12 protein-coding genes are annotated in these 14,899 nt (G+C 44.0%); 8 read left to right on the top strand and 4 right to left on the bottom strand.

The window, feature by feature from the left end:
- The first annotated feature begins 634 nt into the window (after positions 1–634).
- Both gltX and FE810_RS13290 read left to right on the top strand, forming a co-directional pair.
- Complete coding sequence (gltX, locus tag FE810_RS13295; RefSeq protein ID WP_138320558.1) at positions 635–2,044, top strand: glutamate--tRNA ligase; 1,410 nt, start codon at positions 635–637, stop codon at positions 2,042–2,044.
- Between the two features lie 110 nt (positions 2,045–2,154).
- The gene (locus tag FE810_RS13290) at positions 2,155–3,483 is read left to right on the top strand and encodes a DEAD/DEAH box helicase (RefSeq protein WP_138320557.1); all 1,329 of its coding nucleotides are present in this window, start codon (positions 2,155–2,157) and stop codon (positions 3,481–3,483) included.
- A 116-nt stretch (positions 3,484–3,599) separates the two neighbouring features.
- On the opposite strand, the gene hpf is transcribed toward FE810_RS13290, so the two are convergent.
- The 4 genes from hpf to FE810_RS13270 all read right to left on the bottom strand — a co-directional run bounded on the left by hpf (position 3,600) and on the right by FE810_RS13270 (position 6,855).
- Positions 3,600–3,938, bottom strand: coding sequence for a ribosome hibernation-promoting factor, HPF/YfiA family (gene hpf, locus FE810_RS13285; protein ID WP_138320556.1), 339 nt, complete (start codon positions 3,936–3,938; stop codon positions 3,600–3,602).
- A 137-nt stretch (positions 3,939–4,075) separates the two neighbouring features.
- Positions 4,076–4,495, bottom strand: a complete 420-nt coding sequence (locus tag FE810_RS13280) for a DUF1801 domain-containing protein (RefSeq protein ID WP_138320555.1) — start codon at positions 4,493–4,495, stop codon at positions 4,076–4,078.
- A gap of 236 nt (positions 4,496–4,731) precedes the next feature.
- Entirely contained in the window at positions 4,732–6,318 is a 1,587-nt protein-coding gene (locus tag FE810_RS13275) for an ABC-F family ATPase (RefSeq protein ID WP_138320554.1), read from the bottom strand.
- A 114-nt stretch (positions 6,319–6,432) separates the two neighbouring features.
- The gene (locus FE810_RS13270; protein WP_138320553.1) at positions 6,433–6,855 is read right to left on the bottom strand and encodes a VOC family protein; all 423 of its coding nucleotides are present in this window, start codon (positions 6,853–6,855) and stop codon (positions 6,433–6,435) included.
- Between the two features lie 391 nt (positions 6,856–7,246).
- On the opposite strand from FE810_RS13270, the gene FE810_RS13265 reads away from it, so the two are divergent.
- From FE810_RS13265 to greA, 6 genes are all read left to right on the top strand, one after another.
- Entirely contained in the window at positions 7,247–8,080 is an 834-nt protein-coding gene (locus FE810_RS13265) for a M48 family metallopeptidase (RefSeq protein WP_138320552.1), read from the top strand.
- A 112-nt stretch (positions 8,081–8,192) separates the two neighbouring features.
- Positions 8,193–8,813 (top strand): BamJ family beta-barrel-assembly machinery protein, encoded by a 621-nt coding sequence (gene bamJ, locus FE810_RS13260; RefSeq protein WP_138320551.1) that lies wholly within the window; start codon positions 8,193–8,195, stop codon positions 8,811–8,813.
- A 165-nt stretch (positions 8,814–8,978) separates the two neighbouring features.
- On the top strand, positions 8,979–9,782 hold the full coding sequence (gene dapB / locus FE810_RS13255; protein ID WP_138320550.1) for a 4-hydroxy-tetrahydrodipicolinate reductase: 804 nt from the start codon (positions 8,979–8,981) through the stop codon (positions 9,780–9,782).
- Between the two features lie 215 nt (positions 9,783–9,997).
- Positions 9,998–11,131 carry a glutamine-hydrolyzing carbamoyl-phosphate synthase small subunit gene (carA, locus tag FE810_RS13250; RefSeq protein WP_138320549.1) on the top strand — a complete coding sequence of 378 codons (1,134 nt, stop codon included), beginning with the start codon at positions 9,998–10,000 and terminating at the stop codon, positions 11,129–11,131.
- A 31-nt stretch (positions 11,132–11,162) separates the two neighbouring features.
- Complete coding sequence (carB, locus tag FE810_RS13245) at positions 11,163–14,381, top strand: carbamoyl-phosphate synthase large subunit (protein WP_138320548.1); 3,219 nt, start codon at positions 11,163–11,165, stop codon at positions 14,379–14,381.
- Entirely contained in the window at positions 14,381–14,857 is a 477-nt protein-coding gene (gene greA, locus FE810_RS13240) for a transcription elongation factor GreA (RefSeq protein WP_138320547.1), read from the top strand. Before carB ends, greA begins: the two co-directional genes overlap by 1 nt.
- The last annotated feature ends 42 nt before the right edge of the window (positions 14,858–14,899 follow it).

Here is a 14,899-nt window from a genome sequence, read left to right as displayed (position 1 = left end):
AGTTGGGAGAGAACCGCCCGCTCTTAACAACCCGCGCCGAATCACTGGTTCGAGCCCAGTACCGTCCACCAATATACCAAGTCCAATAGTTATCTGCCCACTGAGTCGCATTTTCCTTGAACTAAAATGCAACCCTACGGGAATGAATCTAACACGTTCTAACGGCTTAAAATTTAATGAAGATAGGTCGACTATCCCCATCAAATTTTAATTGTTATAACCCGTTATCTCACATTCTCAATAGAGCACCTAACTAATGGAATTGGCATTAGTTCTCAGCGTATGTACGTCAAAAACTAATTCCAAAACCATAATTTATGCAATCGCTTTCGAAGCAACGTTTTATCGCGGGTACAGAATTTCAGTTCCCGACAAACTCGGCATACCAAGGTTCATGTTGGCAACCCTAAATAATCTTCGATGATGTACCCACAGCAATGTTGTTTATCGCGTACCCTCAACCATCTTAGACCTTAATTTCGAGTTATTTGCGTTTATCGTTTTAACCTGTCCCGTCCTCTGCTAAAATATGGCGCAAATTTTTCCGTGTTTCTCTGTTATGCAGATTCTTATAAGTCAGTGATTATTCTGCGAGAATTGCTACCTGTACAGAGACTTTGTTAGTGAGATAAATATGACTTTAACAACCCGTTTTGCACCAAGCCCAACTGGTTATTTGCACGTTGGTGGTGCCCGTACAGCCCTATATAGCTGGTTATTTGCCAAGAAAAATGGCGGTGATTTTGTGCTTAGGATTGAAGATACGGATCTGGAACGTTCCACTCAGGCATCTGTCGATGCAATTATGGACGGGATGAACTGGTTGAAGCTTGACTGGAACTTAGGGCCATATTATCAAACCAAGCGTTTTGATCGTTACAAAGAGGTAATTCAGCAATTAGTGGATAACGGCCAGGCATATCGCTGTTATTGTACGCCGGAAGAAGTTGAAGCGATGCGTGAAGAGCAACGTGCCAATGGCGAGAAACCTCGCTACAACGGTATGTGGCGTGAACGCACTGATTATCCGCAAGATAAGCCTTACGTAATCCGTTTTAAAAACCCGTTGGCTGGTTCGGTCATTATCGAAGACTTGGTGAAAGGGAATATTGAAATCTCTAACCAGGAACTGGATGATTTGATTATTGCCCGTTCTGACGGTTCGCCAACCTACAACCTTACAGTGGTTGTAGATGATTGGGATATGAAAATTAGCCATGTGATCCGCGGTGACGATCACGTTAACAACACACCTCGCCAAATCAATATTCTTAATGCCTTGGGTGCTCCTTTACCAAAATATGCGCACATTCCAATGATTTTAGGGGATGACGGTAAGCGCTTATCGAAACGTCACGGCGCCGTTGGTGTGATGCAGTACCGCGATGACGGCTACTTGCCTGAAGCTCTGCTGAACTATTTGGTTCGTCTTGGCTGGTCTCACGGCGATCAAGAAATTTTCTCCCGTGACGAGATGATTGAACTATTCGACTTAAGCGGCTGTAACCGCGCGCCGTCAGCGTTCAATACTGAAAAGCTAATTTGGGTAAACCAACACTACATGAAGTCATTAGATCCAGAATATGTTGCGAGTCACCTGCAATGGCATATGGATAATCAGGACATTAATACTGCACAAGGCCCTGCGCTTGCTGATGTTGTTAAGGTTCAGGCAGATCGTGTAAAAACGTTGAAAGAGATGGCCGAAATCAGTCGCTATTTCTTCGAAGAATATCAAGAGTTTGATGCTAAAGCGGCGAAGAAACATCTACGTGGTGTTGCCAAAGAGCCATTAGAAGTGGTGAAAAGCAAGCTTGCTGCTATTGACGAATGGTCTCCAGAAAATATTCAAAAGGCGATCAATGATACCGCAGAAGAACTCGAAGTTGGCATGGGGAAAGTGGGAATGCCATTACGTGTGGCTTCAACCGGTGGCGGGAATTCACCATCGTTAGATGTGACGTTAGCATTATTGCAGCCAGAGCAAATACAAACACGTATTGATAAAGCAATTGCCTTTATTGACGCTCGCGCCCAGCAGTAACTCACGAAACTTGTTCGTAACCGACTAAACTAGTTAGTAACCAATAAAAACGCACAGCTTGTAAATACATTCTGTGCGTTTATTTTTATCCTCCCAAGGAGCATAGATTTTTGCAATTTGATCAATTTAATCTGGATAACCGATTAGTCAAAGCCATTGAACATTTAGGCTTTGAGCAGGCGTCTGAAATTCAGCAACATGCGATACCGTCTGCCATGGCAGGCAATGACCTGATCGCATCTTCGAAGACTGGTTCAGGTAAAACGCTGGCGTTTCTATTACCAGCGTTGCATCGTTTAATTCGCCAACGCGCATTGGCAAAGCGCGACCCCAGGGTTGTGATCTTAACGCCAACTCGAGAATTGGCCAAGCAGGTGTTTAGTCAACTGCGCTTAGTAAGCTCCGGTACCCAGTTTAAATCGGTTTTGATTTTAGGCGGCGAAAATTTTAATGACCAGGTAAAAGTGCTAGCCAAAGAGCCGCATATCATCGTGGCTACCCCAGGTCGGTTAGCGGATCACCTTAAACAAGGGCATTTTTATCTGCACGGATTGGAATTGTTAATTCTTGATGAAGCGGATCGGATGTTAGATTTGGGCTTTGCCGACCAACTGAAACAAATTCATCAGGCAGCCGATCATCGCAAGCGTCAGACTTTGATGTTTTCGGCAACCATGGATCACCAACAAGTAGAAGATTTTGCTCTCGATTTATTAAATAAACCGAAGCGTATTAAGGTTGGTGAAATCACTTCAGAGCACAAAGATATTCATCAGCGATTTGTGTTAACGGATCACTTAGATCACAAAGAAGCTTTACTAAACCATTTGCTGAGTAATGAATCATTCCAGCAGATGATTATCTTTACCGCAACTCGTTCCGATACCGAACGGTTAGCGAGCTTCCTGCAGGAGCAGGGGGTCGATTCTGTGGCGTTAAGCGGTGATTTAAAACAATCGGATCGAAACCGCATCATGGAACAGTTTGCCAAAGGGCAGGCGAAGGTACTGGTGACAACCGATTTAGCATCCAGAGGATTGGATCTGGTGAATGTTTCCCACGTGATTAACTTTGATTTACCGAAGCACCCTGAAGAATATGTGCATCGCATAGGCCGAACCGGTCGTGCCGGAGAAAAAGGGGATGCGATTTCCTTTATCGGACCGAAAGACTGGCAAAGTTATTTAAGCATTCAGGGGTTTTTGCAACAGGCTATTGAATTTAGCGTTGTTAATGGAATGGAAGCGAAATTCAAAGGCTTAAAACCAAAAGCGAAACGTAAGCCAACGAATAAAGGCCCCGCGACCAAAGCGGCTCAGAAGAAATCGTCAAAACCTAAAGCGAAACCGAAGAAACGAGTATTTCATGATGCTCAAGATATTGGTGACTTACCAGTAATGCGTCGAAAACCCGGTGAATATACCGATGATGGTGAGTAATAATTTAGCGATATAATCTTAGGCTTTTCGTCTTATTGATTAAAGGCCTATAGAAGCTTTCATACAAAAAGAGCATCTAACCGATGCTCTTTTTTTGTGTTTAATATTTAAGAGAGTTAGTTAGGGTTGGCAACAAGTTCCTGTTCCGGGACTTGATATTTATTGTGCAGGTTTGCGTTAATCACACCTTTGCGATGGGCAAGCGCGGATTCCATTTTTTTCACGGAATTTCCGATAGCCTTATACAGATCATCGGCAGCGGCGGTGACAGAAACTTTCGCATTTTCGTACTGAGTCGTGACTTCGATTTTTTGGATGTTTTTCTCCACTTTAAGAATGATGTCAAGAGACATAAGGTTGGGGAAGTGGTTGGCAACTTTTGCATATTTACTATGAATGACTTCGGCGATAGCCTCGGTTACTTCTACATGATGGCCTGAAATATTTATTTTCATACAGCTCTCCTTTTTTCGAGTCTTCATGATAAGCATGGGGACGATAATCTGACCTTACAAGCTTATCCGGGGTAAAAAATTTTATTTAATAAGAGATTTAAGGTTCCTTATCGATTGTTGATGTTTAAAGTGATTGATTAAACAGGATATTTTAATTCCATATCCTGGTAACTCAATTTGATTAATTGTTTCAAAATATCGAGATTAATATCTGCCAGTTTGTTGATATACAAACACGACTTGCCGACTTTGTGTTTTCCTAATTGCGCCATTAACGACTGATACTGACTAAAGCCAAGAATGATATATAGGGCGATGTTTTGTTTTCGCGGTGAAAAGCCCGCTCTTAAAAAATCTCCTTCGCGACCTGAATCATAACGGTAATGATATTGACCAAAGCCAATAATGGAAGTTCCCCAAAGTTTTGGCTTTTGTTTGGTAATGTCGGAAAAAATTTGCAGTAGTTGTTCACTGTCCTGTCGTTTAACAGGGTGTTCGATAGCAGCGATAAGTGTATCGGGGTCAAGGTTTGTTGGTTGGGTTTTGTTGTCGCTCATTAACCACCTTAATCGTTCGCTCTTTACTTAACCTTACTCCATATTTGATTATTCTGACAAGCCATAAATGAAACAATTTTCTTTACCTTGCTTTAAATCAACATCCGTAACCGTATTGGCGTTTATGGAAGGAACAATGGCTGGTCAAAGCATTTGTTTATGCCCAAAAAAAAGGAGCCAATTGGCTCCTTAGATTTTAAATGCATCTAGTGGTCGCACAACATGGTGCTTATTTACTATTTCTGGCTTGCGAGATACTCGTCGTAACCGCCCGCAAAATCAACATAATTATCGCCTTTGAGCTCGATCACGCGAGTGGCTAGCGAGGAAACAAATTCACGGTCATGACTGACGAAAATCAAGGTCCCTTCGTATTTTTCTAAGGCAATGTTCAATGATTCGATTGACTCCATATCCATATGGTTTGTTGGTTCATCCAATACCAGAACGTTCGGCTTTTGCATCATCATTTTTCCAAATAACATGCGGCCTTGCTCACCACCAGACAGAACTTTCACCGATTTTTTGATGTCGTCTTGAGAAAACAATAAGCGCCCTAAGAATCCACGGACTACCTGTTCATCATCGCCAGGATTCTTCCACTGACTCATCCAATCGAATAACGTGAGATCTTGCGCGAAATCGTCCGCATGATCTTGTGCATAATAAGCAATGTTGGCATTTTCTGACCACTTCACTTCTCCAGACTCCGGCTGTAGTTCACTCATTATGGTCCGCAAGAAGGTGGTTTTACCGATACCATTTTCGCCAATGACCGCAATTTTTTCACCGACTTCCGCCATTAAATTAATATTTTTGAGGATATGGTTATCATCAAATGACTTGTTCAATGATTCAATTTCAATGGCATTACGAAACAGCTTTTTTTCCTGATCAAAACGAATAAAAGGATTCACCCGGCTGGAAGCTTTGACTTCATCAAGCTGAATTTTATCGATTTGTTTGGCACGAGATGTCGCTTGTTTTGCTTTTGACGCATTTGCAGAGAATCGACGAACAAAATCCTGCAATTCAGAAATTTGTGCCTTCTTCTTCGCGTTATCGGCCATTAGACGGGCTCTTGCCTGAGTCGCAGCAAGCATATATTCATCATAATTACCGGCGTAGACATTTAACTCACCATAATCCAGATCCGCCATATGGGTACAGACACTATTTAAAAAGTGACGGTCATGGGAAATTATGATCATTGTTGAATTGCGCTCGTTGAGAATTTCTTCCAGCCATTGGATCGTATGAATATCCAGGTTGTTGGTAGGTTCATCAAGCAGCAGAATATCGGGATCAGAGAATAGTGCCTGAGCCAGCAATACTCGAAGTTTAAAACCTGGGGCAATTTCACTCATAGGACCAAAGTGCTGATCCACTGGAATACCAACACCCATCAACAGTTCACCAGCGCGACTCTCGGCGGTATAACCGTCCATTTCCGCAAACTGGGTTTCCAGGTCAGCGACTTTCATACCGTCTTCTTCACTCATTTCGGCCAGCGAGTAAATACGATCTCTTTCTTCTTTAATGGCCCAAAGTTCAACGTGACCCATGATCACAGTATCGACCACAGAATACTCTTCAAACGCAAACTGGTCCTGGCGAAGTTTACCCACCCGCTCATTAATATCGACGGAGACATTTCCAGCGCTTGGCTCTAAATCGCCGCCCAAAATTTTCATAAACGTGGACTTGCCGCAACCGTTGGCACCGATAAGACCGTAGCGGTTACCGCCACCAAATTTTACTGAGATATTTTCAAAAAGAGGTTTAGCACCAAATTGCATGGTGATATTCGCTGTGGTGATCAATGAACTAATCCTGACTACTGGGTTTGTAAAAGTGGCGGCATTATAAAACAATGCAAAGCAGATAGGAATGTCATTCCCCCATCATTACTGTATCAATTGTGTATCCCGGAACAATTACAAAGGGGCAGGCTTCATGGTTTTAATTTCAATTGTATTGCCAAGTGGATCTTTGATGTATACCGACTCGCCAAATCCCTGTGCGCCATAGTTATCATGGATGTCAGAACATTCAACGCCATGATCGGCAAACCATTCTAATAATTTTTTGTCTATTGTTTCGTTAACGGTCAGACAAAAGTGGTCGACATTTTTTTGCCGGAATATTTCGCTACCCGCAGGATTTTGAATTTGATGATTGGATTCTGGCCCAGTCAGTAAATCGATAATGGAAAACCCGGCTCGAAGCTGGGTTAAATGAAAATCCGGTTCTTGTCGTTCCACTACGCAACCGAGTACCTGACAATAAAAATTTAACATGTCCTGTGGCGATTGCTGGGCGTTGAGGACAATATGGTCGATATGTTGTGGTGTCAGCATGTGATTATTCCTTTATCCGGACAAAGTGGATTGTAAATATCCCAAATCCCCTGATGCTTAGTTTTAACTTGCTGATCTCGATGTGAAAAAAGCAATGTTGGGTGTTCAAGTATAGGCGATGAATACCATAAATTCCTATGCAACCCCCTGATACTGATGCGCACTCATTGCGAATCGTCAGCAGAATATCCTGTCATTTGTGTAGCCACTAAATGCTCAGGAAAATGTGAAGAACAGGTGCATTAAAAGTGTTGGAACGGCGGTTAAGGGGGGGCGGTTTTTCAGCCCTGGGGGTGAGCCTGGTGGATTTAAATTATCACTTGGCGAATCGAGAATAGAGATTTACAATACGTTTACAACGAAACATATTGAGATAGGGACCAACACCTCAATGTTATTTAATGCTAAATATCGAATCGCTTTGCCTTTACTGCTGGCCAGTATTCTCGCTGCATGTAGCACTTCCCCTACAGGGCGAAGACAGCTATTAATGCATTCTCCTGATGAACTCAACCAAATGGGCGCAAGATCATTTGATGAGATGAAAAACCAGGAAACCATTTCTACCGATCCCGCGGTCAATAAATTTGTGCAGTGTGTTGCCGATGCGATCACCGTTAATGTTGATCCCAGTGTTCACCAAGGAAGCTGGGAAGTGGTGGTGTTCGATTCAGAAATGGTCAATGCATTTGCCTTACCGGGTGGCAAAATTGGTGTCTATACCGGTATTTTGCAAGTGACTGAAAATCAAGGGCAGTTAGCGGCGATAGTCGGTCATGAAGTTGGCCATGTGATTGCTCAACATTCCAATGAACGTTTGAGCTCGGATCAAATCAGCAAAATTGGTCTTGCGGTTGCAGGTACAACCCTGGCATTAAGTGACGTAGATAATAAAGCCTTAATCATGGCGGGCATGGGGATTGGAGTCCAATATGGCGTTTTGATGCCCTATGGTCGTACCCATGAAACAGAAGCGGATATTATCGGTCAGGATCTGATGGCTAAGTCGGGTTTTGCACCCGAGGAATCGGTTGCTTTGTGGCGCAATATGGCCAAAGCCGGCGGCGGCGAGCCACCAGAATGGTTATCGACTCACCCGTCTAATCAAACTCGTATTAACAATTTAACCGAGCACTTGGCTAAGTCTGAGCCCATTTATGCGGCAACTACCGCCAGACCACAATGTGTTAAACCAAAAATCCCAACACCGAAGAAAGCCAAGTAAAGTTAACTGTTTATTTATTAGACCTTTTACCCAATTATTGTGGTAAAAGGTCTGTAGAGTTGAGGCGGGATATGCTAAGCTTGCCGGCGAATTTTTTATAGAAGAACCTATCATGTCAGAAAATAAATTTGAGTCTATTGAACAGCGTGTTAGTTATGGTGTAGGTCGTCAATTAGGTGATCAATTGCGTAATAACCCGTTTAAAGAATTTGACGTTGCAGCAGTACAAGCTGGTATTGCTGATGCATTATCTGGTGCTGCGAGCGCAGTAAGCCAGGAAGATTTACAAGACGCGTTTACTGTTGTTTCTCAAAAACTTCAGGAACAAGAAGCGGAAGCGGCAAAAGAAGCATCTGCTGCTGGCGAAGCATTTCTTGCTGAAAACGCTAAGCGTGATGAAGTCACTGTTACCGAATCTGGCCTTCAGTACGAAATCTTAGTTGAAGGTAATGGTGATAAGCCATCTGCTGATAGCACTGTTCGTACTCACTATCACGGTACTTTCCCTGACGGTAACGTATTCGATAGTTCATACGATCGCGGTCAACCTGCGGAATTCCCAGTGAACGGTGTAATTGCCGGTTGGACTGAAGCGCTACAAATGATGCCAGTTGGTTCTAAATGGCGTCTACACGTACCTTATAACCTTGCTTATGGTGAGCGTGGTTCTCAAGGTGCGATTCCTCCGTATGCTACTTTAGTATTCGATGTGGAACTGCTAGACATTCTTTAGTATTTAAAAAGCCGGGTTTTCCCGGCTTTTCTTTAAGTAAACATCTAACGGTCCACATTGATGTGAATCGTGAATCGATAACATGTAAATAAAAGCCACACGTAAAGCACCATAAGTGGATGCTAATCGTGGGTCACTTGCTGATAAGTTTAACAAGGATTATCAATGACCATAAATGTCGCGATATTAGGTTGTTCCGGTCGCATGGGACAAAACCTGTTAAGAGCTGCCATTGAAGCAGAAGATATTACATTGGTAGGCGGCACCGTTCGCCAGAACTCAAGCTTAGTCGGTGTAGATGCCGGTGAACTTTGCGGTATGAGTAAAGCTGATGCGCCAATTACTTCTTCGATGGACGATTTACTCAACGCTGATGTGTTTATTGACTTTACCGCGCCCGGTGCAACACTAAGTCATATTGACTGGTGTGCAACGCATAATAAAGCGCTGCTTATTGGTACCACCGGCTTTGATGCTCAAGAAGAGCAACGCATTCGTGAATGGGGTGAGAAAATCCCAGTGGTTCTGGCACCGAATACCAGTGTTGGGGTGAATTTATTATTTAAGTTATTGCAAATTACCGCTCAGGCGATTGGCGACTATACTGATATAGAAATTTTTGAGGCTCACCATCGCTTCAAGAAAGATGCACCATCGGGTACTGCGGTAAAAATGGGGCAGGTCATCGCCGATACATTGGGTCGTGATTTAGAGAAATGTGCAGTCTATGGGCGAGAAGGTATTAGCGACGAAAGAAAGGCCGATACCATAGGATTTGCGACCGTAAGAGCGGGCGATATTGTTGGCGAGCATACGGCATTTTTTGCTGACTTAGGTGAACGATTAGAGATCTCTCATAAAGCGACTTCGCGAATGACGTTTGCGTTAGGTGCGATGCGCGCTGCACGCTGGTTAAGTACAGCTGAAAGTGGTTTTTATGACATGCAAGACGTACTGGGATTGAAATAGATAATTGTTGTTTTTGGCGGTTTAGACAAGTTTTTTACCTGAAACCGTTAATTAGTTTTAATTTGTTATAGACGGATAGCTCTGTAACGCGTAAAATGCGCGGAATTTGCCAAAATTTAGCTTTTGGCATTAAATCCGCTCAATAATTGTTAAATCTGCTTAGGAAAGCGGCGTGTTTAACAGTTATAGACTATTTCTTCACTATGGAGGTTAAATTGACTAAATCTGCCATCTTGGTGCTGGAAGACGGCACTATCTTCAAAGGCACTGCAATTGGTGCAACAGGGGCAGCCGTTGGCGAGGTTGTATTTAATACAGCTATGACAGGCTATCAAGAAATTCTTACCGATCCATCCTACGCTGAACAAATAGTCACTTTGACTTATCCTCATATCGGCAACACAGGTACCAATACCGAAGACGAAGAGTCTGGTGATATCTGGGCCAAAGGCCTGGTAATTCGTGACTTACCTTTGCTGGCGAGCAATTTCCGTAATGAACAGTCTTTATCTGAATACCTGATTGCCAACAATATTTTAGGTATTGCCGATATCGATACGCGCAAACTGACGCGAATTTTGCGTGAAAAAGGTGCTCAGAACGGCTGTATTCTAGCCGGTGACGAGCTTGACCTTGAAAAAGCACAAAACCTGGCAAAAGATTTTCCAGGCCTGAAAGGCATGGACTTAGCAAAAGTTGTGTCAACCAAAGAACAATATCAATGGACTGAAGGTAGCTGGCAACTAGGCAAAGGCCATGTGAGTCCCGAAGCATACCCTCACCATGTTGTTGCTTATGATTTTGGCGCCAAACGTAACATCTTGCGTATGCTAGTTGACCGCGGCTGTAAATTAACGGTTGTACCAGCGCAAACTCCGGCATCGGAAGTACTGGAAATGAGCCCAGACGGAATTTTCCTTTCCAATGGCCCTGGCGATCCAGAACCATGTGATTATGCGATTTCAGCAATCCAATCGTTCTTAGAGACCGATGTACCAGTATTTGGTATCTGTCTAGGTCATCAGTTACTTGGTCTGGCTTCTGGCGCCAATACCATCAAAATGAAATTTGGTCACCACGGTGCCAACCACCCGGTGAAAGATATCGGCCGTGATGTGGTGATGATCACCTCACAGAACCATGGTTTTGCGGTTGACGAAGACACCTTGCCTGCGAATCTTGAAGCGACTCATAAGTCTCTGTTTGACGGTTCACTGCAGGGTATCCACCGTACTGACAAGCCTGCATTTAGTTTTCAGGGGCATCCTGAAGCAAGTCCAGGTCCGCATGATGCGGCACCTTTATTCGATCACTTCATCGAATTAATTAATGAATACAAAGCCAAATAAGCGCCACAAACTGAATAGATAGAGTAGAAACATGCCAAAACGTACTGACATAAAAAGTATTCTTATTTTAGGGGCGGGTCCAATCGTAATTGGTCAAGCCTGTGAATTCGACTATTCGGGAGCTCAAGCTTGTAAAGCACTTAGGGAAGAAGGTTACCGGGTGATTCTGGTAAACTCCAACCCGGCTACCATCATGACCGACCCAAATATGGCCGATGCAACTTACATTGAGCCGATTCACTGGGAAGTGGTTCGTCGTATTATCGAGAAAGAGCGCCCGGATGCGGTATTACCGACCATGGGTGGTCAAACCGCATTGAATTGTGCGCTTGATTTGGAAAAACACGGTGTTCTGGAAGAATTCAATGTTGAAATGATTGGTGCGACTGCCGATGCAATCGATAAAGCGGAAGACCGTAATCGTTTTGATAAAGCGATGAAGAATATCGGCCTGGAAACGCCTCGTGCAGAAATCGTCCACACTATGGCAGAAGCCTTGTCGACGTCTGAACGTATCGGCTTTCCATGTATTATCCGACCTTCATTTACCATGGGTGGTACCGGTGGTGGTATCGCGTATAACCGTGAAGAGTTTGAAGAAATTTGTACCCGCGGCTTGGATTTATCACCAACCAGCGAACTTTTGATTGATGAATCATTGATTGGCTGGAAAGAGTATGAAATGGAAGTGGTTCGCGACAAAAACGATAATTGTATTATTGTTTGTGCGATTGAAAACTTCGACCCCATGGGGATTCATACGGGTGACTCTATCACGGTTGCACCAGCTCAAACGTTGACCGATAAAGAATATCAAATCATGCGTAATGCCTCATTGGCTGTATTGCGTGAAATCGGTGTTGAAACCGGTGGTTCTAACGTGCAATTCGGTGTCGACCCAGATACTGGCCGTATGGTCATTATCGAGATGAACCCGCGTGTATCGCGTTCATCGGCGCTCGCTTCGAAAGCAACAGGTTTCCCAATTGCAAAAATCGCGGCAAAGCTGGCCATTGGTTACACCTTAGATGAACTAAGCAATGATATTACCGGTGGTGCAACCCCTGCATCATTCGAACCAACAATTGATTACGTCGTTACTAAGATACCGCGTTTTAACTTTGAAAAGTTCGTCGGTGCAGAAGATCGTCTAACCACGCAAATGAAATCTGTTGGTGAGGTTATGGCCATCGGTCGTAATCAACAAGAATCTTTACAAAAAGCCCTTCGTGGCTTGGAAGTAGGCGCTCACGGTTTTGATCCTATCGTTGATGTAACCAAACCGGGTGCCAAAACCACTATCATGCACGAGTTGCAGGAAGCTGGCGCTGAGCGAATCTGGTATATCGCCGATGCATTCCGTTTAGGTCTTAGCGTTGATGATGTATTTAAAGCAACCAAAGTTGACCCTTGGTTCCTGATCCAGATTGAAGACATTGTTAAGCATGAACAAAAAGTCACTGATGGTGGCATGGCGGGATTAACCGTTGACTATTTACGTCAGTTAAAACGCAAAGGTTTTGCCGACATTCGTCTTGCCGAGCTTATCGGTGTATCGGAAGCGGAAATTCGTAAGAAGCGTCATGCAGCTGAAATCTTCCCGGTATACAAGCGTGTTGATACCTGTGCGGCAGAATTTAGCTCAGATACGGCATACATGTATTCAACCTACGATGAAGAGTGTGAAGCGAAGCCGTCAGACAAAGATAAGATTATTATTCTTGGTGGCGGCCCTAACCGTATCGGTCAGGGAATTGAATTTGATTACTGTTGTGTTCATGCGGCTTTGGCCTTACGTGAAGACGGTTATGAAACCATCATGGTTAACTGTAACCCGGAAACGGTTTCTACCGACTACGATACCTCGGATCGTTTGTACTTCGAACCAGTAACATTTGAAGACGTGCTCGAAATCGTACGTGTTGAAAAGCCAAAAGGCGTCATTGTCCAGTATGGTGGTCAAACACCATTAAAACTGGCCCGCGCTTTAGAAGCGGCTGGTGTTCCGATTATTGGTACCTCTCCGGATGCCATTGATCGTGCAGAAGACCGTGAGCGTTTCCAGCAGGCAGTAGATCGCCTAGATTTGCTACAGCCAGAAAATGCAACGGTAACCTCTTTGGAAGAAGCCGTTGCCAAAGCTAACGGTATCGGCTTCCCTATGGTGGTTCGTCCATCCTATGTGCTTGGTGGCCGAGCGATGGAAATCGTATATGACGAGCAGGACTTGCGCCGCTATATGACCGATGCAGTAAGTGTTTCTAACGAAGCACCGGTATTGCTTGACCGTTTCCTTGATGATGCTATTGAAGTGGATATCGATGCCATGTGTGATGGCAAGGACGTGGTTATAGGCGGTATTATGCAGCATATCGAACAGGCAGGTGTTCACTCCGGTGATTCAGCGTGTTCATTGCCAGCTTACAGTCTGAGCCAGGAAATTCAGGATGTAATGCGTGAGCAAGTCACTAAGTTGGCGTTCGAACTGGGCGTTATCGGCTTAATGAATACCCAATTTGCGGTAAAAGATAACAAAGTTTATCTGATTGAAGTAAACCCACGTGCTGCTCGTACCGTACCGTTTGTTTCGAAAGCGACAGGTGTTCCTTTAGCGAAAATCGCCGCGCGTGTTATGTCTGGTAAGTCTTTAAAAGAGCAGGGCATCACCAAAGAAACAATCCCTCCATTTTACTCGGTGAAAGAAGTGGTGATCCCGTTTAACAAGTTCCACGGTGTCGACCCGCTTGTTGGTCCGGAAATGCGTTCAACGGGTGAAGTCATGGGTGTAGGTGATACGTTTGAAGAAGCCTATGCTAAAGCAAACCTAGGTGCGGGTGTGACGGTTCCAAAAACCGGACGTGCGTTAATCTCGGTTCGTGACAGTGATAAAACCCGAGTACTTGAACTGGCTAAACAGCTGATTGAATTGGGTTATAAACTTGATGCTACACATGGTACTGCCGTTGTTCTTGGCGAAGCCGATGTGCCAGTGCGTTTGGTTAACAAGGTTCACGAAGGGCGTCCACACATTCTTGATAGAATTAAAAATGGTGAGTACAGCTACATTATTAACACCACTGAAGGTCGTAAAGCTATCGAAGATTCGAAACAGCTTCGTGGCGGTGCATTACGTTACAAAGTTAATTATACTACGACGTTAAATGCTGCTTTTGCTGCATGTATGGCGCATTCAGCAGACGACCGTAATAAAGTAACATCTATCCAAGAATTACATAAAAGGTGTCAATAATGACTACGTATCCGATGACAGTTCAGGGAGCCGATAAGCTTCGTGAAGAATTAAATCAATTGAAATCTGTTCGTCGCCCGGAAATCGTTGCATCGATTGCAGAGGCTCGCGAGCACGGCGATTTGAAAGAAAACGCTGAGTACCACGCTGCACGTGAAGAACAGGGTTTTTGTGAAGGCCGTATTCAGGAAATCGAAGGTAAATTGGGTAATGCTCAAATTATCGATATCACTAAAATTCCGAATAATCATAAAGTGATTTTCGGGGTGACGGTAACTTTGTTGAATATCGACACCGACGCAGAAGTCACCTACCAAATTGTTGGTGATGATGAAGCCGACATTAAGCAAAACCGAATTAGTGTGAGCTCGCCAATCGCTCGTGCGCTGATCGGTAAACAGGTGGATAGTGAGGTAGAAGTCACGACACCGGGTGGTCAGGTTGAATATGAAATTATCTCGGTAGAGCATAAGTAATCAAAAAAGGCGTCCTCAGGACGCCTTTTTTATTGGCCAATT

Origin of the sequence: Thalassotalea litorea (assembly GCF_005843925.1) — a bacterium.
In the GTDB taxonomy this organism is placed as follows: domain Bacteria; phylum Pseudomonadota; class Gammaproteobacteria; order Enterobacterales; family Alteromonadaceae; genus Thalassotalea_A; species Thalassotalea_A litorea_A.
The sequence above is the reverse complement of the archived record's forward strand: the minus strand, read 5'-3'. Positions and strand labels throughout refer to the sequence as shown.